General features: G+C 70.9%; 19 protein-coding genes. 3 read left to right on the top strand and 16 right to left on the bottom strand.

Annotated features, from left to right (window positions below):
• Positions 1-15: 15 nt before the first annotated feature.
• The 10 genes from ACIRBX_RS16920 to arc form a co-directional block, all read right to left on the bottom strand.
• Complete coding sequence (locus ACIRBX_RS16920; RefSeq protein ID WP_402297400.1) at positions 16-990, bottom strand: helix-turn-helix transcriptional regulator; 975 nt, start codon at positions 988-990, stop codon at positions 16-18.
• Between the two features lie 143 nt (positions 991-1,133).
• Positions 1,134-1,505, bottom strand: a complete 372-nt coding sequence (locus tag ACIRBX_RS16915) for an FKBP-type peptidyl-prolyl cis-trans isomerase (protein ID WP_402297398.1) — start codon at positions 1,503-1,505, stop codon at positions 1,134-1,136.
• A 50-nt stretch (positions 1,506-1,555) separates the two neighbouring features.
• Positions 1,556-2,827: an FKBP-type peptidyl-prolyl cis-trans isomerase gene (locus tag ACIRBX_RS16910; RefSeq protein WP_402297396.1), complete on the bottom strand. Its 1,272-nt coding sequence runs from the start codon at positions 2,825-2,827 to the stop codon at positions 1,556-1,558.
• Between the two features lie 131 nt (positions 2,828-2,958).
• A complete protein-coding gene (locus tag ACIRBX_RS16905) occupies positions 2,959-3,948 on the bottom strand; it encodes an FKBP-type peptidyl-prolyl cis-trans isomerase (protein ID WP_402297394.1) in 990 nt (329 codons plus the stop codon).
• A gap of 97 nt (positions 3,949-4,045) precedes the next feature.
• Entirely contained in the window at positions 4,046-5,407 is a 1,362-nt protein-coding gene (gene pafA, locus ACIRBX_RS16900) for a Pup--protein ligase (RefSeq protein ID WP_402297393.1), read from the bottom strand.
• 111 nt (positions 5,408-5,518) lie between these two features.
• On the bottom strand, positions 5,519-6,256 hold the full coding sequence (prcA, locus tag ACIRBX_RS16895) for a proteasome subunit alpha (protein WP_402297391.1): 738 nt from the start codon (positions 6,254-6,256) through the stop codon (positions 5,519-5,521).
• Positions 6,257-6,292: 36 nt separating this feature from the next.
• Positions 6,293-7,135, bottom strand: a complete 843-nt coding sequence (gene prcB, locus ACIRBX_RS16890) for a proteasome subunit beta (protein ID WP_402297390.1) — start codon at positions 7,133-7,135, stop codon at positions 6,293-6,295.
• Between the two features lie 189 nt (positions 7,136-7,324).
• Positions 7,325-7,543, bottom strand: a complete 219-nt coding sequence (locus ACIRBX_RS16885; RefSeq protein ID WP_345289782.1) for a ubiquitin-like protein Pup — start codon at positions 7,541-7,543, stop codon at positions 7,325-7,327.
• 154 nt (positions 7,544-7,697) lie between these two features.
• Entirely contained in the window at positions 7,698-9,209 is a 1,512-nt protein-coding gene (dop, locus tag ACIRBX_RS16880) for a depupylase/deamidase Dop (RefSeq protein ID WP_402297388.1), read from the bottom strand.
• A 95-nt stretch (positions 9,210-9,304) separates the two neighbouring features.
• Positions 9,305-11,074 carry a proteasome ATPase gene (gene arc, locus ACIRBX_RS16875; protein ID WP_402297386.1) on the bottom strand — a complete coding sequence of 590 codons (1,770 nt, stop codon included), beginning with the start codon at positions 11,072-11,074 and terminating at the stop codon, positions 9,305-9,307.
• Between the two features lie 245 nt (positions 11,075-11,319).
• On the opposite strand from arc, the gene ACIRBX_RS16870 reads away from it, so the two are divergent.
• Positions 11,320-11,616 (top strand): ferredoxin, encoded by a 297-nt coding sequence (locus tag ACIRBX_RS16870; protein ID WP_402297384.1) that lies wholly within the window; start codon positions 11,320-11,322, stop codon positions 11,614-11,616.
• 136 nt (positions 11,617-11,752) lie between these two features.
• Here the strand turns inward: ACIRBX_RS16870 and ACIRBX_RS16865 are convergent, their stop codons facing one another.
• The 3 genes from ACIRBX_RS16865 to ACIRBX_RS16855 form a co-directional block, all read right to left on the bottom strand.
• Positions 11,753-12,403 carry a hypothetical protein gene (locus ACIRBX_RS16865; protein WP_402297382.1) on the bottom strand — a complete coding sequence of 217 codons (651 nt, stop codon included), beginning with the start codon at positions 12,401-12,403 and terminating at the stop codon, positions 11,753-11,755.
• 187 nt (positions 12,404-12,590) lie between these two features.
• Positions 12,591-13,595, bottom strand: coding sequence for a tRNA (adenine-N1)-methyltransferase (locus ACIRBX_RS16860; protein WP_402297380.1), 1,005 nt, complete (start codon positions 13,593-13,595; stop codon positions 12,591-12,593).
• 150 nt (positions 13,596-13,745) lie between these two features.
• Positions 13,746-14,906 (bottom strand): site-2 protease family protein, encoded by a 1,161-nt coding sequence (locus ACIRBX_RS16855; RefSeq protein ID WP_402297379.1) that lies wholly within the window; start codon positions 14,904-14,906, stop codon positions 13,746-13,748.
• Positions 14,907-15,292: 386 nt separating this feature from the next.
• Here ACIRBX_RS16855 and ACIRBX_RS16850 point away from each other — a divergent pair, with 386 nt between their 5' ends.
• The gene (locus ACIRBX_RS16850) at positions 15,293-16,285 is read left to right on the top strand and encodes a RecB family exonuclease (RefSeq protein WP_402297377.1); all 993 of its coding nucleotides are present in this window, start codon (positions 15,293-15,295) and stop codon (positions 16,283-16,285) included.
• Positions 16,282-16,953 (top strand): response regulator, encoded by a 672-nt coding sequence (locus tag ACIRBX_RS16845; RefSeq protein ID WP_402297376.1) that lies wholly within the window; start codon positions 16,282-16,284, stop codon positions 16,951-16,953. Before ACIRBX_RS16850 ends, ACIRBX_RS16845 begins: the two co-directional genes overlap by 4 nt.
• 177 nt (positions 16,954-17,130) lie before the next feature.
• On the opposite strand, the gene ACIRBX_RS16840 is transcribed toward ACIRBX_RS16845, so the two are convergent.
• From ACIRBX_RS16840 to metH, 3 genes are all read right to left on the bottom strand, one after another.
• On the bottom strand, positions 17,131-18,732 hold the full coding sequence (locus ACIRBX_RS16840; RefSeq protein WP_402297375.1) for an ABC transporter substrate-binding protein: 1,602 nt from the start codon (positions 18,730-18,732) through the stop codon (positions 17,131-17,133).
• Between the two features lie 428 nt (positions 18,733-19,160).
• Positions 19,161-19,865 (bottom strand): HAD family hydrolase, encoded by a 705-nt coding sequence (locus ACIRBX_RS16835; RefSeq protein WP_402297373.1) that lies wholly within the window; start codon positions 19,863-19,865, stop codon positions 19,161-19,163.
• Positions 19,866-20,001: 136 nt separating this feature from the next.
• Positions 20,002-23,529, bottom strand: coding sequence for a methionine synthase (gene metH, locus ACIRBX_RS16830; RefSeq protein WP_402297372.1), 3,528 nt, complete (start codon positions 23,527-23,529; stop codon positions 20,002-20,004).
• Positions 23,530-24,070 lie beyond the last annotated feature (541 nt).

The following is a 24,070-nucleotide window of genomic DNA, read 5'->3' as shown; positions in this document are numbered from 1 at the left end:
GGTCGATCGCGTTGCTCAACTCTGCCCCTCCAGGAGACCGGCCACCGCGCGCAGCCGGTCGACGACGTCCGCCCGCAGGTCCTCGGGCGCCAGCACCACCAGGTCCGGCCCGAACTCGGCCGCCTCGGCGGCCAGCCCCGGACCGTACGGGATCTCCAACTCGTCCCAGCCGCCCTCGCCCTCACGGACCGTCAGCGCCTTGGTCCGCAGCGGGAAGCCCTTGCCCTGCCGGAGCCGGACGGTGGCCGAGGCGGTCGCGCCCTCGCCGCCGAAGCGGGCCACCACGGCCCGCACGTCCACGTGCTCGGGCACCGTGCCGGTGAACCGCCCGGCCCGGGACTTCACCTTGCCGGTGATCCGGCTCAGCCGGAACACCCGGGCCGCCCCGCGGTCCCGGTCCCAGCCGGCCAGGTACCAGTGGCCGCGCCAGCACTCCAGCGCCCAGGGCTCCACCGAGCGCTGCTCGACGGCGGCGGCCCCGGCCTTGCGGTACTCGAAGGTGACGGGCCGTCGGTCCCGGGCGGCGGTGAGCAGCGGCTCGAAGGCCGCCTCCCGGGCCGGGATGCGCGGCTCCAGGGCGCTGTGCTCGCGCTCCTCGGTGAACGGCACCCCGGCGGCCCGCAGCTTCTGCAGCGCGCCGCTGGCCGCGCCGGACATCTTGGCCTGCTGCCAGACCCGGGCGGCCAGCGTCAGGGCCGCCGCCTCCTCGGCGTCCAGGGCGATCTCCGGCAGCCGGTTGCGGTCCTTGCGGGCCAGGTAGCCCATCTCGCCGTCCAGGCCGTTCTCGTCCACGTCGATGATCAGCCCGAGCTCGCGCAGGTCGTCCTTGTCCCGCTCGAACATCCGGTTGAAGGCTTCCTCGCTGCCGGACTGCCAGGCCTCCCGGTACGCCTCGACGGACTCCCGGAGCTCCTTCTTGGAGAGCGGACGTCTGGTGTTCATCAGGCACAGGGCGAGGTTCATCAGCCGCTCTGCCTTGGCGATCGCCATCGCGGACCTTTCCGGTAACTGGGGTTGCTCCGTGCTGGGGTGCTTCGTGAGCCGTCGCTGACCGTACCGAACGGAGTGGCCGCGGGGAAAGCCGAGGCCCCACCCCGCACGGAGCGGGGTGGGGCCTCGGCCTTGACGCGGGATCAGACGCCGAGCAGGTCGACCACGAAGATCAGGGTCGAACCGGCCGGGATGAGCGGGCTCGGGGACTGGTTCCCGTACGCCTTGTGGGCCGGGATGGTCAGCTTGCGCCGGCCGCCGACCTTCATGCCCTGGACACCCTCGTCCCAGCCCTTGATGACCCGGCCGCCGCCCAGCGGGAAGCGGAAGGTCTGGCCGCGGTTCCAGGAGGCGTCGAACTCCTCGCCGGTCTCGAAGGTGACGCCCACGTAGTGGACCTCGACCATGGCACCGGCCTTCGCCTCGGCGCCGTCACCGACGACGATGTCCTCGATGACCAGGTCGGCCGGCGCGTCGCCGATCGGGAAGTCGATCTCGGGCTTGGTAAGGCTCACAGCACAGCTCTTCTCGTTCGGTGATGTAACAGGGCTACGTTACGCGACGACTAGTCGTTGCCGCCGACGCCCGCGTCCAGGATGTCGATCACGAACACCAGCGTGGAGTTGGCCGGGATCGCCCCGGACGCCTTGTCGCCGTAGCCCTGCGCCGGCGGGATCACGACCTCGATCCGGCTGCCGATGGTCTGGCCGGTGACGGCCTTGTCCCAGCCCTCGATCACGCCGCCGCCGCCGGTGACGAAGCCGAACGCCTGGCCCTTCTCCAGCGAGGAGTCGAACTGCTTGCCGTCGGCGTAGGTCACGCCGGTGTACTGGACGATGACCTTCTCGCCCGACTCGATCTTGCGGCCCTTGCCCTCGATCAGCACCGAGGTCTTCAGCTCGGTCGGCGCGGCCACGCCCGGCACCGGGGTGATGGTGGCCGGCTTCTTGCCGTTGTCCTTCACCGTGGGCATGCCCTCGGCCGGGGCGGCCATCGGACCGCTGAGCACCGCGTCCGGCGCGGTGCCCTGCTTGATGTCGATCACGAAGACCAGGTTGTCCTTCGCGCCGACCCCCATCTGGGTGTTGCCCTGGTCGCCGAAGGCGGCGGCCGGCGGGGCCACCACGACGATCCGGCTGCCGGCCTTGTGGCCGGTCACCGCGTCGTCCAGGGCCGGGATCAGCTTGCCCGCGCCAGCCTGGAAGAGCTGCGGCTTCTTGTTGTCGAAGGAGTTCGCCAGGTCCTTGCCGGTGGCCCAGTTCTTGCTGGTGAAGTCGACCGTCACCCAGTCGTTCTTCTTGACCTCGGGGCCGGTGCCCTCGGTCAGCGTCTTCACCACGAAGTTGCCGTCGGGCGCGTCCTTGGGGACCTCGATGTTCGCCTTGGTGCCGAAGTCGCCGGTGACGACGGGGAGCACCTTGGCGTCGTTCTTGATCGGCGGCACCGGCGCCTGGGTCGGGGTCGGCTGGGCCGAGGCGGACGGGGCCGAGTCGGCGGCGGCCTTCTTGTCCGTGTCGGGCCGGTTCACCATGTAGAGGGTGATGCCGCTGCCGACCAGCAGGACCGCGAGGACCGTGCCGAGGATCGCGCCGAGCTTGCCCGCCGAGCCGGGGTTCTCGTCGTAGCCGGACTCGTCGACGTCCTTGCGGCGCACCGTGGAGGCGAAGACCTGGAGCTCGTCGTCGTCCTTCTTCTCCCCGGCCGGGCGCGCCACGTCCTGACCCCAGCCGGCCTGCTGCTTCAGGATCGCCGGGGGGACCACGATCGACTCGCCGTCACCCGGCAGCGGCCCACCGGGCCGTGCGGCCGTCGGGTCCCCGACGCTCTTCTCAGTCATGACTCCCCATCCATCTCGCGGGCCGCGCCCTCGCCGGGTCCTGACGGACACCTGCCACAGTGCGCGACAGTATGTCAGGTGGACATGAGGGCGCGGTAAGAGCCGCGAGCGTCGATTCGGTGTCAGAGCGGTCAGACCGCCGCGAGGATGTCGATCACGAAGACCAGGGTGGAGCCGGCCGGCACCGAGGCCTGCGCCTTGTCGCCGTAGCCGAGCGACGGCGGCACCACCAGCTCGACCCGGCTGCCCACGCTCTGGCCGACCAGTCCCTGGTCCCAGCCCTTGATCAGGCTGCCGGTGCCGACCTGGAGCGCCTGCGCCCCGCCGTGGCTCCAGGAGGAGTCGAACTGCTGGCCGTTGGCCCAGAGCACGCCGGTGTACTGCACCACCAGGGTCTGGCCGGACTGCACCGGCTTGCCGTCGCCCTTCACCAGCACCGAGGTCTTCAGCTCGGTGGGCGGGGCGGGCGGCCCGGCCGGGACGGTGATGGTCGGCGCCGCCTTGCCGTTGTCCTTCACCTGCGGCAGGTCGGCCGGCGGCTGGGTGAGCTCGCCGCCGATGGTGGAGTCCTGCGGCAGCGACTGCGTCACGTCCAGCACGAAGACCACCGTGTCGCCGCCGGCGATCCCGAGGTTGGCGCTGCCCTGCTCGCCGAAGCCGGCCGCCGGCGGGGCCACCACCAGCAGCCGGGTGCCGGTCTTCTTGCCCAGCACGCTCTGGTCGAAGGCGGGCACCAGCTGCCCGCTGCCGGCCTGGTAGAGCTGCGGCTTCTGGCCGGAGTCGTAGGAGCTGGTCAGGTCCTTGCCCGAGGTCCAGTCCTTGGCGGTGTAGTTGACGGTCACCCAGTCGTTCTTGTTGACCGTCGGGCCCTCGCCCTCGATCACCGTGGAGACCACGAACTGCCCGCCCGGCTGGCCCTCCGGCAGGGTCAGCGTCGCCTTGCTGCCGAAGCCGCCCGAGACGGTCGGCATCGGCGAGGCCGAGGCCACCGGGCTGGGCACCGCCGGGGCGGAGGCCGAGGCGGAGCCGGAGGCGCCCTGGGCGGGTTTGCCGTCGCTGCCCCCGCAGGCGGTGAGCAGCAGCAGCGGCAGGACGGCGAGCAGACCGGCGGTGCGACGCACGGTGTTCCTAACTGTCGGTCAAGTACGGGGCGGAGCCTGCCCGCAGCGTATTGCCCGATCCGCCCGCCGCACCGCAGGCACCCCGCCCGGGGCCCAGCTACATCCCGGCGATCAGCTTCTCCACCCGCTCGTCCACCGAGCGGAACGGGTCCTTGCAGAGCACCGTGCGCTGCGCCTGGTCGTTCAGCTTGAGGTGCACCCAGTCGACGGTGAAGTCCCGGCGCTGCTCCTGCGCCTTGCGGATGAAGTCGCCGCGCAGCCGGGCCCGGGTGGTCTGCGGGGGCACCGACTTGGCCTCGAAGGTCTTCAGGTCGGTGGTGATCCGCTGCGCCTGGCCCTTGTTCTGGAGCAGGTAGAACAGCCCCCGGCGGCGGTGGATGTCGTGGTACGCCAGGTCGATCTGGGCCACCCGGGGGTTGGACATCCCCATGTTGTGCTTGGCCCGGTAGCGCTCGATCAGCTGGTGCTTCATGATCCAGTCGATCTCGGTGGCGACGGTGTCGAGGTTCCCCGAGCGGACCGCCTCCAGGGTGCGGCCCCAGAGCTCCAGCACCTTGGCGATGGTGCCGGTGTTGATGCCCTTGCGGTCGGCGAACTCCAGCGCCTTGGAGTAGTACTCCTCCTGGATCTCCAGCGCGCTGGCCTCCCGGCCGTTGGCCAGCCGGACCTGGTGGGTGCCGGTGAGGTCGTGGCTGACCTCGCGGATGGCCCGGATCGGGTTCTCCAGGGTGAGGTCGCGCATCACCACGCCGGCCTCGATCAGCCGCAGCACCAGGTCGGTCGAGCCCACCTTGAGCAGGGTGGTGGTCTCGGACATGTTGGAGTCGCCGACGATCACGTGCAGCCGGCGGTACCGCTCGGCGTCCGCGTGCGGCTCGTCCCGGGTGTTGATGATCGGGCGGGAGCGGGTGGTGGCGGAGCTGACGCCCTCCCAGATGTGCTCGGCCCGCTGGCTGACGCAGTACACCGCGCCGCGCGGGGTCTGCAGCACCTTGCCGGCCCCGCAGATCAGCTGACGGGTCACCAGGAACGGGATCAGCACGTCGGCCAGCCGGGAGAACTCGCCGTGCCGGGCCACCAGGTAGTTCTCGTGGCAGCCGTAGGAGTTCCCGGCCGAGTCGGTGTTGTTCTTGAACAGGTAGACGTCCCCGGCGATGCCCTCCTCGTGCAGCCGCCGCTCGGCGTCCACCAGCAGGCCCTCGAGGATCCGCTCGCCGGCCTTGTCGTGCGTCACCAGCTCGGTGACGTCGTCGCACTCGGGGGTGGCGTACTCGGGGTGCGAGCCGACGTCCAGGTAGAGGCGGGCGCCGTTGCGCAGGAAGACGTTGCTGCTGCGGCCCCAGGAGACAACGCGGCGGAAGAGGTACCGGGCCACCTCGTCCGGCGACAGCCGGCGCTGCCCCCGGAACGTGCACGTGACGCCGTACTCGTTCTCCAGCCCGAAAATTCGGCGGTCCATAAGGCATCTCTTCTCTGTTCGAGGGCCTTGCGAAACCCCGGGGCGGCCGACGGTGCGTCAAATCGCCTCGGTGGAGCGGGAGCCGCCCCGTCGGGCGGCCCCCGCTGCTCCCTACTCCTCGGTGCTCTCCTCGGCGGCGGCCGACTCGTCGCCCGCCAGCAGGCGGCCCAGCTGCCCGCCCAGCACCCGCTTGAACTTGCGCTTCTGGAAGCGGGTGCGGTCCAGCACCGCGACCTCCAGCTGGTCCGGCGTCAGGGTGCGCGGCGTGCCGCCGTTCGGGTCCCGGGCCAGTCCGTCCACGGCCAGCTTCAGCGCGGCGGCCAGGCTCAGCCCGGCCTGGTGCTTCTGGCCCAGGTAGCTGCCGATCGAGTCGGCGTTCCCGCCGACCACCACGGCATTCTTCTCGTCCACCACCGAGCCGTCGGGGGTGAGCCGGTAGATCTGGTCGTCCTCGGGGCTGCGGCCGACCTCGGCCACGATCAGCTCCACCTCGTACGGCTTCTCGCCGACCGAGGAGAAGATGGTGCCGAGCGTCTGGGCGTAGACGTTGGCCAGCCCGCGGGCGGTCACGTCGGCCCGGTCGTAGGAGTACCCGCGCAGGTCGGCGTAGCGGACGCCGCCGATCCGCAGGTTCTCGAACTCGTTGTAGCGGCCGACCGCCGCGAAGGCGATCTGGTCGTAGATCTCGGAGACCTTGTGCAGGGCCCGCGAGGTGTTCTCGGCGACGAAGACGATGCCGTCGTCGTAGGTCAGCACGACCACGCTGCGACCGCGCGCGATGCCCTTGCGGGCGTACTCCGCGCGGTCCGCCATGGCCTGCTGGGGCGAGACGTAGAACGGTGTGGACACCTCGGCCGTCCCCTTCCTGGGAGGTTGCTGGCGGACTTAGAGGAGCGGGGCCTGCGGGCCGTTGGGGTGCTCCAGGCGCTGGTCGGTGATGGAGTGCGCGATCTGCGAGACCTCGGTCTCGGAGAGCCGGCGGAAGCCGTCCTCGGTGATCAGCGAGACGATCGGGAAGATCTTGCGGGCCAGGTCGGGACCGCCGGTCGCGGAGTCGTCGTCGGCCGCGTCGTACAGCGCCTGCACCACCAGGGTGGAGGCCTGATCGGCGGTCAGGTCCTCGCGGTAGAGCTTCTTCATCGAGCCCCGGGCGAAGACCGAGCCGGAGCCGGTGGCGGCGAAGCCCCGCTCCTCGGAGCGGCCGCCGGTGACGTCGTAGGTGAAGATCCGGCCCCGGTTCAGGTTCAGGTCGTAGCCGGCGAACAGCGGGACCACGGCCAGGCCCTGCATGGCCATCCCGAGGTTGCCCCGGATCATCGTGGTCAGCCGGTTGGCCTTGCCCTCCAGGGAGAGCACGGCGCCCTCGATCTTCTCGTAGTGCTCCAGCTCCAGCTGGAACAGCCGGACCATCTCGACCGCCAGGCCGGCCGTGCCGGCGATGCCCACCGCGCTGTACTCGTCGGCCGGGAACACCTTCTCGATGTCCCGCTGGGCGATCACGTTCCCCATCGTGGCGCGGCGGTCGCCGGCCAGCACCACGCCGCCGTCGAAGACCGCCGCGACGATGGTGGTGCCGTGCGGCGCCTCGATGGTGAGGCCCTCCGGCAGGGTGCGGCGGCCGGGCAGCAGCTCCGGCGAGTGCTGCGCGAGGAAGTCGATGAACGACGACGAGCCCGGGGTCAGGAAGGCAGCCGGTAGACGCCCGGTGCCACCAGTGTTGGCTTCCACTCGATTCCTTCCAGGTAGATCAACTGGCGCTGTGTGAACCGGAGACTACCCGTTCTTCGCCCCTCAACCACCTCGTCGGCGGCGAGCTTCTCCACGGGGCGCCGAAACAGTCCTCCGATAGTCCGCGCGCGGCAACCCCGGGGGAATTCCCACGGGATTGCCGCGCGCGGCGGAGCTACTGGCGGGCGGCTACTGGCCGCCCTTCTGGACGAACTGCCGGACGAAATCCTCCGCGTTCGACTCGAGGACGTCGTCGATTTCGTCGAGCACCGCGTCGACGTCGTCGCTGAGCTTCTCCTGGCGCTCCTTGAGGTCGTCGGACGCCTGTGCGTCGACCGCCTGCTCCTCGACCTCCTCGGAGGAACGGCTCGCCCGCTGCTGACCGCCGTCGGTGTCCTTGCTGGCCATTTCCCTCACCCCGCTCGCTCGGTTGGTCCGACACTATCCACCGGCCACGACATCCGCTTCCGGTTTCCGTACAACGTCCGTGCCTCGTCAGGATGATTCCCTTTTCGGGGAAATTTCACCCCTGGTGATCGAGACGTTACCCGCCGGACGGCCCTCATCCACCGGCCAGCACGCGCAGCAGGTCCTCGGCCGTCCGGCACCGGTCGAGCAGGTCCTTGACGTGGCTGCGGGTGCCGCGCAGCGGCTCCAGGGTCGGCACCCGCTGGAGCGAGTCCCGGCCCGGCAGGTCGAAGATGACGGAGTCCCAGGAGGCCGCCGCCACGTGGTCGGCGTACTGCTCCAGACAGCGGCCCCGGAAGTACGCCCGGGTGTCCTCCGGCGGCTTGGAGACCGCGCGGGTGACCTCCTCCTCGGTCACCAGCCGGTCGAACCGGCCGCGGGCCACCAGGCGGTTGTAGAGGCCCTTGTCCGGCCGCACGTCGCTGTACTGGAGGTCGACCAGGTGCAGCCGGGAGTTGTCCCAGTCCAGGCCGTCCCGCTGGCGGTAGCCCTCCAGGATCTCCTTCTTGGCGATCCAGTCGAGCTGCCTCGACAGGCTCATCGGGTCGTTCTCCAGCCGGTTGAGCACGTCCTCCCAGCGCAGCAGCACGTCCACGGTCTGCTCGTCGGCGTCCTGGCCGTAGCGGTCCTCGACGTACTTGCGGGCCAGCTCGAAGTACTCCAGCTGGAGCTGAACGGCCGTCAGCTTCCGTCCGCTGCGCAGCTGGACCAGGTACTGCAGCGACGGGTCGTGGGAGACCCGGTGCAGGGTCCGGACCGGCTGGTCGACGGCCAGGTCGGCGGTGATGAAGCCGTCCTCGATCATCGTCAGGACCAGTGCGGTGGTGCCCAGCTTGAGGTAGGTGGAGATCTCCGAGAGGTTCGCGTCACCGATGATCACGTGCAGCCGGCGGTACTTCTCGGCGTCCGCGTGCGGCTCGTCCCGGGTGTTGATGATCGGGCGCTTGAGGGTGGTCTCCAGGCCGACCTCGACCTCGAAGTAGTCCGCCCGCTGGCTGATCTGGAAGCCGTCCGCGCCGCCCTCCTGGCCCAGGCCGACCCGGCCGGCGCCGGTGACCACCTGGCGGGAGACGAAGAACGGAGTGAGGTGGCGGACGATGTCGGCGAACGGGGTGGCCCGCTGCATCAGGTAGTTCTCGTGGGTGCCGTACGAGGCGCCCTTGTTGTCGGTGTTGTTCTTGTAGAGGTTGATCCGCTGGCCGTTCGGCAGCTCCAGCGCGCGGGCCGCGGCCTCGGCCATGATCCGCTCGCCGGCCTTGTCCCAGAGCACCGCGTCCCGCGGGTTGGTGATCTCCGGGGAGCTGTACTCGGGGTGCGCGTGGTCCACGTAGAAGCGGGCGCCGTTGGTGAGGATGACGTTGGCCAGGCCGATGTCCTCGTCGGTCAGCTGGCTGGCGTCCGCGACGTCCCGCGCGAGGTCGAAGCCGCGCGCGTCGCGCAGCGGGTTCTCCTCCTCGAAGTCCCAGCGGGCCCGCCGCGCCCGGTGCATCGCGGCCGCGTAGGCGTTGACGATCTGGGACGAGGTGAGCATGGCGTTCGCGTTCGGGTGGCCCGGCACCGAGATGCCGTACTCGGTCTCGATCCCCATCACGCGCCGTACGGTCATGCGGCCCTCCTTGCCCGGTTCTGACGGTGTCCCAAGACGCGCCGTCCGGCTGCGGGGCCGGGTGGGCGCCGCAGCCGGACGGAGGGTGGAGCGTGCTACAGGTACTGCCCCGTGTTGGCCACGGTGTCGATCGAGCGGCCGGACTCGGCACCCTGCTTGCCGGTGACCAGGGTCCGGATGAAGACGATGCGCTCGCCCTTCTTGCCGGAGATCCGGGCCCAGTCGTCCGGGTTGGTGGTGTTCGGCAGGTCCTCGTTCTCCTTGAACTCGTCCACGCAGGCGGCCAGCAGGTGGGCCACCCGCAGACCGTGCTGGCCGGTGTCGAGGAAGGCCTTGATGGCCATCTTCTTGGCCCGGTCGACGATGTTCTGGATCATCGCGCCGGAGTTGAAGTCCTTGAAGTACAGGACCTCCTTGTCACCGTTGGCGTAGGTGACCTCCAGGAAGCGGTTCTCCTCGGTCTCGGTGTACATCCGCTCGACCACGGCCTGGATCATCCCGCCCACGGTCGACGCCACGGAGCCGTCGTGCTCCTTGAGGTCGTCCGGGTGGAACGGCAGGGTCTCCTTGAGGTACTTGGAGAAGATGTCCTTCGCGGCCTCGGCGTCGGGGCGCTCGATCTTGATCTTGACGTCCAGCCGGCCGGGCCGCAGGATCGCCGGGTCGATCATGTCCTCGCGGTTCGAGGCGCCGATCACGATGACGTTCTCCAGGCCCTCCACACCGTCGATCTCGGCGAGCAGCTGCGGGACGATGGTGTTCTCCACGTCCGAGCTCACCCCCGACCCGCGGGTGCGGAAGAGGGACTCCATCTCGTCGAAGAAGACGATGACGGGGGTGCCCTCGCTGGCCTTCTCCCGGGCCCGCTGGAAGACCAGGCGGATCTGCCGCTCGGTCTCGCCGACGTACTTGTTGAGCAGCTCGGGGCCCTTGATGTTCAGGAAGTAGCTCTTGCCCTGCGGCCGTCCGGTCACCTCGGCGACCTTCTTGGCCAGCGAGTTGGCCACCGCCTTGGCGATCAGCGTCTTGCCGCAGCCGGGCGGGCCGTAGAGCAGGACGCCCTTGGGCGGCCGGAGCTCGTACTCCTTGAACAGGTCCGCGTGCAGGTAGGGCAGCTCGACCGCGTCCCGGATCTGCTCGATCTGGGTGCCCAGACCGCCGATCTGCCGGTAGTCGATGTCCGGGACCTCCTCGAGGACCAGCTCCTCGACCTCGGCCTTCGGGACCACCTCGTAGACGTAGCCGGAGCGCGGCTCCAGCAGGAGCGCGTCGCCGGGGCGCAGCTTCAGCTCGCGCAGCGGCTCGGCGAGCCGGACCACCCGCTCCTCGTCGGTGTGCCCGGTGACCAGCGCTCGCTCGCCGTCCTCCAGCACCTCCTTGAGGGTGACGATGTCACCGATGCTCTCGAAGGCGAACGCCTCGACGACGTTCAGCGCCTCGTTGAGCATCACCTCCTGGCCACGCCGGAGCTCGTCGAGTTCGACGCTGGGGCTGACGTTCACCCGCAGCTTGCGGCCGCCGGTGAAGATGTCGGCCGTGCCGTCCTCGTTCGCGCTCAGGAAGGTGCCGAACCCGGCCGGCGGCTGGGCCAGCCGGTCCACCTCCTCCTTGAGGGCCACGATCTGGTCGCGGGCCTCCCGGAGCGTGGAGGCGAGCCGTTCGTTCTGGGCGGTCACACCGGCCAGGTTGGTCTGGAGCTCGACGATGCGGTCTTCGAGGATCCTCGAAGAGCGCGGTGAGTCGGCGAGCTTGCGGCGCAGGACGGCGATCTCCTGCTCAAGGTACGAGACCTGAGCTGCCTGGTCGTCGGAACCCCGTGCGGGCCGACCGGCGCTGCGGTTGTAGTCGTCATCGTGGGATGCCACGGTCCTCACCTCCTCCTGGGGGAGCTGGACGACCCAAACCTACCTTCAATCCCGCCGGGTAAACCCGGTAGATCAGAAAGAAGGTCGGGCGTGTCCGATCTTCGCGCTCGGATGCTGCCCCCCGTGCTGAGTGGATACCCACCGTCAGCCCGCTAATGCGGCCGACGGGTAGGCTCGGTGTCCGATCGTGACCGGGCGGTGTCCGGCGCGGTACGTGGAGTTCGCCAGAAGGAGCGGTAGAGGACATGTCGGAGACCCAGGAAGCCCAGGAAGCACTGGAAGTCTGGATCGATCAGGATCTCTGCACCGGGGACGGCATCTGCGTCCAGTACGCCCCGGAGGTCTTCGAGTTGGACATCGACGGCCTGGCGTACGTCAAGGGTGAGGACGACGAACTGCGGCAGCAGCCGGGCGACACCGCACCGGTGCCGCTGACGCTGCTTCAGGACGTGGTGGACTCGGCCAAGGAGTGCCCCGGGGACTGCATCCACGTGCGCCGGGTGAAGGACCGGGTCGAGGTGTACGGGCCGGACGCGGACTGACGTTCCGTCGGGTGCCCGCCTGACGTCCCGTCGGGTGACGGCCGGCGTCCGGTCGGGTGACCGGCTGACGACCCGTCGGGTGCCCGGCTGACGGCAGGTCGGGTGCCCGGCTGACGGCAGGTCGGCCGAGGGGGGCTCAGGCGGTCGCGGCGGGCTCGGAGCGTTCGGACCTGAGCCAGCCGCCGTCGGCCTGCTCCCGCCACTCCAGCGAGACCAGCAGGTCCGGCGCGAAGCGCGGCACCTCGTCGCTGGAGTATCCCTTGGCCCGGGCGGTCAGGGTGCCGTCGCTGCGCAGCCTGAGCTCGGTGACGGTGCGGCCGGCCGACTCCTCCAGCAGGGTCGCGGCGACCCGGGGGCGGCCGTCCTGACCGTTGGTCAGCAGGAAGACGCCGTCCGGTGGGGTGCCGTTGCCACCGTCGCAGTGGGCGGCCAGCACGGTGCTCGGGCGGCCGCCCAGCAGGGCGCCGAAGCTGAGCGAGACCTTCACCGGGGCCGGGCCGCAGTCGAGCGGCAGGACAGCCTTCGCCGGGTCCGGGGCGGACTCCCTGGGCAGCGCGGCGGCCGGGGCATTGCCGGGCTTGCCGGACGGACCGTTCGGGTCGGAGTGGCCCGCCTGGCCGACCGTGGGGCCCGAGGGCCGCGCCACGCCGCCGGCCGGGGCGGCCGCCAGGGCGGCGGCGATCACGGCGGCGGTGGCCGCGGCGACCAGCACCCAGTGGCGTATCCGGCTCCGGCCGGCCGTCCGCCCGGGGTCCGTCTCGGTCGGGTCCGTCTGAACCGTCGTCATCTGCACCGTCTCGGCCGCGCGTTCCACCAGGCAGTCCCCTCCCGGGCGGGGTGGCATGTGAGGCAGCATCATCCCACGGCCCGGGCCGACGGCCGACCCGGCCCGCCCGTGCAGGCTGATGAACGACCGGAGGGTGCCCCCGCGCGGGGGCACCCTCCGGTCGTTCAGTGCTCTGGTCGGCCGTTCGTCACTCGGTCCCGGACACGGCCTCGGACTCGGTCCCGGACACGGCCTCGGTCCCGGACACGGACTCGCCCTCGGACTTGGTGGCGGCGCGGGCAGCCGCGCGCTCGGCGAGCGACGGCTCCCGGCCGGTGCCGTTGTCGTAGTCCTCGCCGTACGCGCCCTTGGAGGGGCGGCGGCGGCGCAGCGGGGGCTCGACCCCGTCGGCCAGCCGACGGGAGGTCAGCAGGAAGCCGGTGTGACCGATCATCCGGTGGTCCGGGCGGACCGCGAGGCCCTCCAGGTGCCAGGTGCGGACCATGGTCTCCCAGGCCTGCGGCTCGGTGAAGGTGCCGTGCTCGCGCAGCGCCTCGACGGTCTTCGACATCTGCGTGGTGGTGGCCACGTAGCAGCAGATCAGACCGCCGGGGACGAGCGCCTTGGAGGCGACGTCCAGGCACTCCCAGGGGGCGAGCATGTCGAGGATGACGCGGTCGACGTCGGTCTCCACCAGGTTGTCCTGGAGGTCACCGACCGTCAGCTTCCAGGCCGGGTGAGGACCGCCGAAGTAGCGCTCGACGTTGCCCTTGGCGATGTCGGCGAAGTCCTGGCGGCGCTCGTACGAGGCGAGCAGGCCGGTGTCCCCGACGGCGCGCAGCAGGTACGTGGAGAGCGCGCCGGAGCCGACACCCGCCTCGACCACGCGGGCGCCCGCGAAGATGTCGGCCATCGCCAGGATCTGACCCGCGTCCTTGGGGTAGATCACGGCGGCGCCGCGCGGCATGGACAGGACGTAGTCGGGGAGCAGGGGGCGCAGCGCGAGGTACGGGACGTTCCCCGTGGTGCGCACGACAGTGCCCTCGGGGGCGCCGATCAGCTCGTCGTGGGGGAACGCACCCTTGTGGGTGTGGAACTGGTTCCCGGCCTGGAGCGTGAACGTGTAGTGGCGGCCCTTGGGGTCGGTCAGCTGGACCTGGTCCCCGACCTGGAAGGGCCCGCGTCGGCGGGTGGCACCGGTCGGTTCGGACATGACGGCAATCCTAAGGGACCCGGGGAGCGCCTCCGACCAGCGGGGCTCCGGGCCGGGACCGGGGCGGTGCGGCGGCGCGTCCGCGAAGGGTCGGCTCCGGCCGGGGGCGGCCAGCGCCGGCCTGCGACGATCGGTTGCGGTCGGCGCCGGTCAGCGCCGGCTCATCGCCGAGCTCAGGTACCGCTCCAGGTCGGCGAGCGTGAGGACCCCGTAGGGCGTGCCGTCCGGGCGGAGCACGAGGTACTCGGTGGCCGGGGTGGAGCGCAGTGCGGCGAGCAGTTCCTCCCCGGTCAGCTCGGCACCGAGCCGCAGACCCGGTTCGAGGTCACGGGCCAGCGCGCCGACCTGGACCCACGGGCGGCGGTGCTCCGGGACGGCGTTCACGGCCGCCTCCTTGACCAGGCCGACCGGCTCGCCCCGGCCGTCCACCACGATCATCGCCCCGGCCTCCGCCTCCCGGGCCCGGCGGACCGCCTCGCCGAGCGGGGTGTCGGCGGTGACCATCACGGCACGGCGGGCCAGCTGGAGCGGGTGCAGGCCGGGCAGCGCCTCCTTGAGGCGGGCGTTGCGCAGGGCGGCACCGGCCCCGTTCCAGATGATCACGGCCAGGATCGCGGCCAGCACCGAGTCGATCAGGCTGTCGGCGGTGGACCGGTCGGCACCGCCCCGGGCGGCGGCCACCAGCGGCAGGCCGAACAGCACCAGCAGGGCGAGGGCCCGGCCGACCCAGACCGCCGCCACCGTGCCGGTCATCGGACGGCCCGTCAGACCCCAGACCAGCGCGCGCAGGATCCGGCCGCCGTCCAACGGGAGGCCGGGCAGCAGGTTGAAGGCCGCCACCACCAGGTTGCTGACGAACAGCCCGGCCAGCAGCACGCCGGGCACGCTGCTCGGCTCGACCGCCAGGAAGGCCAGGTAGAACAGGCCGCCGAGGACCACCGACAGCAACGGACCGACGAAGGCCAGCCAGAACTCCCGGCCCGGGGTGGCGGCCTCCTTCTCGATCTCCGAGACGCCGCCGAAGAACTGGAGCTGGATCCGGCGCGGGTTGAGCTTCTGGCGGAGCGCCACCACGGTGTGCGCCAGCTCGTGCACCAGGACGGAGGCGTAGAAGGCCACCGCGAAGGAGAAGGAGACCAGGTAACGGGTGCCGCCCAGGTCCGGCAGCACCTCGCTGAGCTGACCACCGAAGATCCAGGTGATCAGCGCCGCGATCACGAACCACGAGGGGGTGACGTAGACCGGCACGCCGAACGGACGGCCCATCAGGATGCCGCCAGGCCGCTCCTCCTGACCCCTGCTCTCACTCACCGCGGTCCCTTCGTCGTGGTCGTCCTGCGCCGGGTGCTCTTCCGCGCCACGCTACGTGATCTCCGGCCGGTTCCGGCCGTCCGCCCCGTGCGGGTGCTGTACCCGGTCAACGCACGGAGCGTGCCGGTCGTTGCCGAGCCGTGTCCGTATCGCCGCCCGGACGCTCGCCGACGGCCGGGACGCTCGCCGATGGCGGGGACGCTCGCCAGCGGCCGGGACGCTCGCCGACGGCGGGGCGGAGCCGGCGAGGTAGGGGCTGAGCCGGTGAGGTAGGGGCGGAGTCGGGTCGGCGGCGGGCCCCGAGCCGTGGGCGGTGACCCGTGGGCGGAGGCCCGTGACAGTGGGGTGACGGCGGGATGGCAGCCCGGGGCAATAGGGTCATGGGTATGCAGCACGACACCGACCGCTCCGCCGGGGCACCCGCCGCACCCCGGCCGGCCCTGGCCCCGACCGGACTCTCGCCCTCCCGGGCGGGCGACTTCATGACCTGCCCGCTGCTCTACCGGCTGCGGGTGATCGACAAGCTTCCGGAACCGCCCAGTTCAGCGGCCACCCGGGGCACGGTGGTGCACGCGGTGCTGGAGCGACTGTTCGACAGCCCGGCGGCCGAGCGGACCCCGGAGCGGGCGCTCGGCCTGCTCCGGCCGCAGTGGGAGCGGCTGCTCGGCGAGCGGCCGGAGCTGGCCGGGCTGTTCCCGGAGGACCCCGACGGCGCGGCGCTGACCCGCTGGCTGGGCGACGCCGAGAAGCTGATCGACCGTTGGTTCCGGCTGGAGGACCCGACCCGGCTGCACCCGGTGGAGCGCGAGCTCTACGTGGAGACGGTGCTGGGCTCCGGCCTGCTGCTGCGCGGCTACATCGACCGGGTGGACGTCGCCCCGACCGGCGAGGTCCGGCTGGTCGACTACAAGACCGGCCGCGCGCCCTCGCGGGACTTCGAGGGCAAGGCGATGTTCCAGATGAAGTTCTACGCCCTGGTGGTCTGGCGGTGGAAGGGCGTGCTGCCCAAGCGCCTCCAGCTGGTCTACCTGGGCGGCGGGGGCGACGTGGTCACCTACGACCCGGACGAGGCCGACCTGCTGGCGGTCGAGCGCAAGCTCACCGCCCTCTGGGAGACCATCAACCGGGCCGTGGCCACCGGGGACTTCCCGGCCACCCGGAACCGGCTCTGCGACTGGTGCGACCACAAGGCCAGCTGCCCGGAGTTCGGTGGCACTCCCCCGCCCTACCCGCTGCCGCTGCAGCGGCGGCCGGACGGGGACGGCCTCGGGGCGGACGTGCTTCCGCTCCCGGGGCGGACGGACGACGAGGGTCCCGGACCGGCCGGTGGGCCGGCTGCGGGACGGACGAGCGAAGAGACGAGCAAGGAGTCCGAGTGACGATCCGAGTGCTGCTGGTCGACGACCAGCCACTGCTGCGAACCGGTTTCCGGATGATCCTGGAAGCCGAGTCCGACCTGGTGGTGGTGGGCGAGGCCGGGGACGGACAGCAGGCGCTCGACCAGGTGCGCGCGCTCCAGCCGGACGTGGTGCTGATGGACATCCGGATGCCCCGGATGGACGGGGTCGAGGCCACCCGACGGATCGCCGGCCCCGGCCGGGACGGTCCGGCCAAGGTGCTGGTGCTGACCACCTTCGACCTGGACGAGTACGTGGTCGAGGCGCTCCGGGCCGGGGCCAGTGGCTTCCTGCTCAAGGACGTCCCGGCCGAGGAACTGGTCCAGGCGATCCGGGTGGTGGCCGACGGTGCGGCGATGCTGGCGCCCTCGATCACCCGGCGGCTGCTGGACATGTACGCCACCAAGCTGCCGTCCGGCGACGAGGCCCCGCCGCAGGCGCTGGGTGCGCTGACGGAGCGTGAACTGGAGGTGCTCAAGCTGGTCGCCCGCGGGCTCTCCAACGCGGAGATCGCCGGCCAGCTGTTCGTCAGCGAGACCACGGTGAAGACGCACGTCGGGCACGTGCTGACCAAGCTCCAGCTCCGGGACCGGGTGCAGGCGGCGGTCTACGCCTACGAGAGCGGCCTGGTCCGGCCGGGAGCCCAGTAGCCGGTCCGCCCTGACGGCACGTGATGGGCTCACCTGGCGGGGCCGCACGTAACGGGGCTTGCAGGTAACGGGGCTTGTAGGTAACGGCGCCGCAAGCAGGAGGCCCGCCCCACCGATCGGTGGGGCGGGCCTCCTTCGCGTCACGGCTGACGGCGCGTCAGCCGGTGGCGCCGCGCGTCACTTCTTGCCGCGGCCGATCTCCCAGAAGCGGAACACGCCGGTGGTGTCCACCGTGCCGTCCACGCCGGTGATGTCGGTGCGGGTGGCGTAGAACGCCTTGTTCTGGAAGATCGGGAGGATCGGCACCGACTCGGCCACCAGGTTCTGCACCTGGCCGTAGGCGCCGCCCGCACTGCGGTCGGTCTGCTTGATGCTCTCCGGGAGCAGCTTCTGGCTGATCTTCGGGTCGTCCCAACCGGTGTGGAAGGCGCCGCCGTCGACCAGCAGCGGGCCGACGAAGTTGTCCGCGTCCGCGTAGTCCGGGGTCCAGCCGACCGTGTACGCCTGGTACGCGCCGTCCGTCCAGCCCTTCTGGAAGGCGGTCCAGTCCGCCTCCTGCTGGACCGTCACCTGGAACAGGCCGCTGGCGTCCAGCTGCTTCTTGATCTCCTTGGCCTCGGCGTCGCCGGCCCGGGAGCGGGACCACATCAGGGTGAACTTGACCGGGGTCTGCACCTTGGCGTTGGTCAGGATCTTCTTGGCCTTGGCCACGTCCGGCTCGCCGTAGCGGTCGAAGAAGGCGGTGTTGTGGCCGGTGATGCCGGCCGGCACCACCGAGTAGAGCGGCTGCACGGTGCGCGCGTACACGTCGCGGGCCAGCACCTTGCGGTCCAGCAGCTGCGCGACCGCCTGGCGGACGGCCGGGTTGCCGCCGATGGCGTCCTTGGTGTTGAAGGCCATGTAGCGGGTCTCGGCGCTGTCGCCCTCGGCGACCTTGAACTTGCCGGAGCCGCTGAGCTGCTCGTCCTTCAGCCGGGCCGAGGTGGCCGGGTCCAGGCTGTTGTCGGCCAGGTCGATGTCACCGGCCTCCAGGGCGGCCTTGAGCGCATCGCCGTCGGCGAGGTAGCGGACCACGAACTTGTTGTTCTGGAGCTTGGCCTCGCCCTTGTAGTCACCGTTGGCGCTCAGGGTGACCTTGGCCAGGCTGCCGTTCCCGCCGCCGGTCTCGATCGCGTCGATCTTGTACGGGCCGGAGCCGACCAGCTTGTCGTTGGGGAGCAGCTTGTCGGCCGGGAAGACCTCGTGGTCCACGATCGCACCGGCCGCCGTGGCCAGCTTGGCCGGGAGCACCGCGTCCGGCGTGTTCAGCTGGAACTCCACCTCGAGGTCGCCCTTGGCGGTGACCTTCTCGATCGTGGAGAGCAGGCTGGACGGACCGCTCTCGTCCGCGATCTTCTTCATCCGCTCGACCGAGAAGACCACGTCCTGGGCGGTCAGCCGATGGCCGTTGGAGAACTTCAGCCCGCTGTGCAGGGTGCACTTGTAGACGCTGGTGCCGCCGCCCGTGAAGGCGCAGGACTCGGCCGCGTCGGGCTGCGGAGTCGAGGCGCCCGAGGGGAACTTGAGCAGCGACTGGAAGGTGTTGTTGAGCACCAGCCAGGAACCGGCGTCATAGGCACCGGCCGGGTCGAGCACCGTGGTGACGTTGGTCGTCCCCATCGTGATGGCGCCCTTGTCGTCACCGCCGGACACCACCTTCTTGGCCGAGGCGCAGCCTGCGGCCGAGGTGACGACCAGGGTGGCACACGCCAGCACGGCCAGACGGTAGGCAGAAGTCATGCGGGAACGTTCCTTCTCGGACGGACCGACGGTGAGCCGGTGGCTGCCGAAGTCGCTTGTCCCTGGTGAGAACGTGCGACGGTCGGGCGTGGGGTCACTGAACCCGATGAAGCGTGCCACATCGAACATGTACGAATATCACCGGCAGTGATCACGAATCGGCCCGTCCGAGCCGGAACCTTGACGTCTTGTCAGGCAATGCCCGATTCATCCCCCGGTGCGGCAGCCGGATCATGGCCCGGGGTGGGCAATGTCACACCTGGGGCCGGCTTGGGGGTGAGTGTCCGACTTGGCCCTGACTGTCCGTCAGATCGCGCACGTCGGAGTGCTCCCCGGCCCTGATGGCTGACCGTTGGCCTACTGGGCGGCCGTGGGCCTGGCGGATGACCGTGGGCCCGATGGATGACCAGTGACCTGATGGGCGACCGTCAGACCCGGGCGGCCACCACCGAGCGGAGCAGCTCCAGGTCGAGCTGCTCCAGGGAGGTGATCACCGTCCGGCCCGGGGCCGGGTCGATCGGTGCCACCGAGGGGACCGCGATCACCGGGCAGCCGGCCGCCTCGGCCGAGCGCACCCCGGTCGGGGCGTCCTCCACCACCACGCAGCGGGACGGATCGGCGCCCAACCGCGCCACGGCGGCCAGGTACGGGTCCGGGTGCGGCTTGGTGCGGGCCACCTCGTCACCGGCCACCGTGAAGGCGAAGTGGTGCCGCCCCAGGCCCTCCAGCACGATGTCGATCACGTGCCGGTGCGAGGCCGAGACCAGGGCGGCCGGGATGCCGTGCGCGGCCAGCGTGTTGAGCAGCCGCTCGGCGCCGGGCATCAGCGGGACGCCGTCGGCCAGCAGGTCCAGGAAGCGCTGGTTGACCAGCACGGTGAGCTCGGCCGGGGTGAGCGTCACCCCGGTGACCGCGATCAGGTGGTCGAGGACCCGGCTCATCGGGCCGCCCACCGCGTGCATGCGGTCCGCCTCGCTCAGCTCGTGGCCGAGCTCGGCGAAGAGCGTGGCCTCCGCCTGCCACCAGAAGTGCTCGGTGTCGACCAGGGTGCCGTCCATGTCCAGCAGGACGGCCTGCGGGTCGAGTCCGTCGCCCCGGCCGGGCAGCTGGGTGGCGGTGGAGATCGTGGTCATGGTGGGCGTCCTTCCCGTCGGCGGGCGTCCCCGGAGATGACGCAGGCCGGTCCGCGGTGAGCGAACCGGCCCGTTCAGGGTGATCCAGGATACGCCCCGCCCGCCGAAACGACACGAACGGAGCGCGGCTACCTCGTTACCTCGCGTTGAAGTACTTGGCCTCGGGGTGGTGGATCACGATCGCGTCCGTCGACTGCTCCGGGTGGAGCTGGAACTCCTCGGAGAGCACCACGCCGATCCGCTCCGGCTTCAGCAGCTCGGCGATCTTGGCCCGGTCCTCCAGCTCGGGGCAGGCCCCGTAACCGAGCGAGAACCGCGCGCCCCGGTACTTCAGCTGGAACATGTCCTTGACGTCCTGTGGGTCCTCGTCGCCGAAGCCCAGCTCGAAGCGGACCCGGGCGTGCCAGAACTCGGCCAGCGCCTCGGCCAGTTGGACCGAGAGGCCGTGCAGCTCCAGGTAGTCCCGGTAGGCGTTGGCGGCGAACAGCTCGTTGGCCGCCTCGGAGATCCGGTTCCCCATGGTGACGACCTGGAGGCCGAGCACGTCGCGCTCGCCGCTCTCCTCCGGACGGAAGAAGTCCGCCAGGCAGAGGCGGCGACCACGGCGCTGGCGCGGGAAGGTGAAGCGGGTGTGCTCACTGCCGTCCGAGTTGTAGACCAGCAGGTCGTCGCCCTTGGAGGCGGCCGGGAAGTAGCCGTAGACCACGGCGGCCTCCAGCCAGCCCTCGGTCTGCAGCCGGTCCAGCCACATCCGCAGGCGCGGACGGCCCTCGGTCTCCACCAGCTCCTCGTAGGACGGACCCTCCCCGGCCCGGGCGGCCTTCAGGCCCCACTGGCCCTTGAAGAGCGCGTCCTCGTCCAGCCAGGAGGAGTAGTCGGCGAACGGGACGCCCTTGACGATCCGGTCACCCCAGAACGGCGGGGTCGGCACCCGGTTGTCCACCGCCACGTCGGAACGGACCTGACCGAGGTTCACCTCCTCCGGCTCCTCCACCTGGACCCGGGCGTGCCGGCGCTGGCGCAGCTCCGGCAGGGCCGCGCCGGGGACGCCGCGCTTGACCGCGATCAGCGCGTCCATCAGGCGCAGGCCCTCGAAGGCGTCCCGGGCGTAGCGGACCTCGCCCTCGTAGATCTCGTGCAGGTCCTGCTCGACGTAGGCGCGGGTCAGCGCGGCACCGCCGAGGATCACCGGGAACTGGGCGGCCAGCTGACGCTGGTTCAGCTCCTCCAGGTTCTCCTTCATGATGACGGTGGACTTCACCAGCAGGCCGGACATCCCGATCACGTCCGCCCGGTGCTCCTGGGCGGCGTCCAGGATCGCCGAGACCGGCTGCTTGATGCCCAGGTTGACGACGGTGTAGCCGTTGTTGGACAGGATGATGTCGACCAGGTTCTTGCCGATGTCGTGCACGTCGCCCTTGACGGTGGCCAGCACGATGGTGCCCTTGCCCTCGTCCTCGGACTTCTCCATGTGCGGCTCCAGGTGGGCCACCGCGGTCTTCATGACCTCGGCGGACTGGAGCACGAACGGCAGCTGCATCTGGCCGGAGCCGAACAGCTCACCGACCACCTTCATGCCCGCGAGCAGCGTGGTGTTGACGATGTCGAGGGCCGGACGCTCCGTCAGGGCCTCGTCCAGGTCGGCCTCCAGTCCCTTCCGCTCGCCGTCGATGATCCGGCGCTGGAGCCGCTCGTCCAGCGGGAGGGCTGCCAGCTCCTCCGCCTTGGAGGCGGCGGCGGAGGCGGCACTGACGCCCTCGAAGAGCTGGAGCAGCTTCTGCAGCGGGTCGTAGCCCTCGGCCCGGCGGTCGTAGATCAGGTCGAGCGCGACCTCGCGCCGCTCGTCCGGGATCCGGGCCATCGGGAGGATCTTGGAGGCGTGCACAATCGCCGAGTCCAGGCCGGCCTCGACGCACTCGTGCAGGAAGACCGAGTTGATCACCTGGCGGGCGGCCGGGCTGAGGCCGAAGGAGATGTTGGACAGGCCGAGGGTGGTCTGCACCGCCGGGTGACGGCGCTTCAGCTCACGGATCGCTTCGATGGTCTCGATGCCGTCCCGGCGGGACTCCTCCTGGCCGGTGCCCAGGGTGAAGGCGAGGCAGTCGACCAGGATCGAGCCCTCGTCGATGCCGTACTCGGTGGTGAGCTGGGTGATCAGACGCTCGGCGATCGCCACCTTGGTCTCGGCGGTGCGGGCCTGACCCTCCTCGTCGATGGTCAGCGCGATCAGACCGGCGCCGTGCTCGCGGGCCAACGAGGCGATCCGGCCGAACCGGGTCTCCGGACCGTCCCCGTCCTCGTAGTTGACCGAGTTGAGCACCGCGCGACCGCCGAGCGCCTCCAGACCGGCCCGCAGCACCTGCGGCTCGGTGGAGTCGAGCACGATCGGCAGGGTGGAGGCCGTGGCCAGTCGGCCGGCGACCTCCTTCATGTCAGCCACGCCGTCCCGGCCGACGTAGTCGACGCAGAGGTCGAGCATGTGCGAGCCGTCCCGGATCTGCTCGCGGGCGATCTCGACGCACGCCTGCCAGTCCTGGGCGAGCATCGCGTCGCGGAACTTCTTCGAGCCGTTGGCGTTGGTGCGCTCGCCGATCGCCAGGTAGGAGGTGTCCTGACGGAACGGCACCGGCTGGTAGAGCGAGGAGGCGGAGGGCTCGGGCTGCGGGTCGCGGGCCACCACCGGACGGCCCTGGACCCGCTCGACCACGGCGCGCAGGTGCTCGGGCGTGGTGCCGCAGCAGCCACCGACGAGGGAGAGACCGTACTCGGTGGTGAAGCTGTCGTGCGCGTCGGCCAACTCGACCGGACTGAGGGGGTAGTGGGCGCCGTCCTTGCCGAGCACCGGGAGGCCGGCGTTCGGCATGCAGGAGAGGCCGATCCGGGCGTTCTTCGCCAGGTAGCGGAGGTGCTCGCTCATCTCGGCCGGGCCGGTGGCGCAGTTCATCCCGATGTAGTCGATGCCGAGCGGCTCCAGCGCGGTGAGCGCGGCGCCGATCTCGGAGCCCAGCAGCATGGTGCCGGTGGTCTCGACGGTGACCTGGGCCAAGATCGGCAGGTCGAGCCCGGCCTCGGCCAGCGCCGCCTTGGAGCCGAGGATGGCCGCCTTGGTCTGCAGCAGGTCCTGGCTGGTCTCCACCAACAGGGCGTCGGCACCACCGGCGATCAGACCGGCCGCGTTCTGCTGGAAGCCGTCCCGGAGCGTCTCGTACGGGGCGTGGCCCAGGGTCGGCAGCTTGGTGCCGGGGCCGATCGAGCCGAGCACCCATCGGGTGCGACCGTCCCGGGCGGTGAAGTCGTCCGCCGCCTCACGGGCGATCCTGGCACCGGCCTCGGCGAGCTCGAAGATCCGGTCGGAGATGTCGTACTCGCCCAGCGCCGAGTAGTTGGTGCCGAAGGTGTTGGTCTCGACGCAGTCGACACCGACCTCGAAGTAGGCGTCGTGGACGGAGCGCACGATGTCGGGCCGGGTCACGTTGAGGATCTCGTTGCAGCCTTCGAGCTGCTGGAAGTCCTCGAGGCTCGGCTCCTGAGCCTGGAGCATGGTGCCCATCGCACCGTCGGCCACCACCACGCGGGTGGCGAGGGCTTCACGCAGTTCGTTCGCGCGGCCCTGCGGGGTGGACGCGCTCTCCTGCGGGGTGGACGAGGGGACGGCTGTGGCCATGGGGCTACTCCCTGGGTGCGACGGCTGTCGGCTATGCGACCCGTCCGTGTACGGGACGCACGCGGTCAGGGTATCCGGCCGGAGGCCGAGGCTGAGAACCCGTTCCGCATCCTGAGCGCCCGCCATCCACAGGGAGGACCGCTGATCAAGGGATTCCGGCGGATCCGGTCAGCTTGGAACCGGCGGAGGGGCCCTGTTCTGCGCCGGAACGGGCGTGTTGCTGGTGCTCCTTCGGGTGGCGACCACAGCGATCGGGCTGCGGCCGGCCCACTCCGGCGAACCCTCCCGGACGGGCGGACGGAAGGGGGAAGCCGACGTCGCCGCGTTGACGCGGCTCCCGGAGGGGACCGGGGTGCGCTACCTCTATGTGCGCACCGGGCCCGCCGGTCCGCACAAGCACGAGCACGACGGCTCTCTCGCGGTGGCGCGGTACCCGAGGGCCCGTCAGATCTCCGCCGAGGCGCACGGCCCAAGCCGGGAGGCGCCGAGAGCGCTGGCGGTCCCGAGATCGAGGGAGCGGGTGCGAGTGCCGACGTGCGGG

The sequence above is a fragment of the Kitasatospora sp. NPDC096147 genome, from assembly GCF_044763225.1.
Classification (GTDB): Bacteria; Actinomycetota; Actinomycetes; order Streptomycetales; family Streptomycetaceae; genus Kitasatospora.
This window is presented reverse-complemented; position numbering and strand designations above follow the sequence as displayed.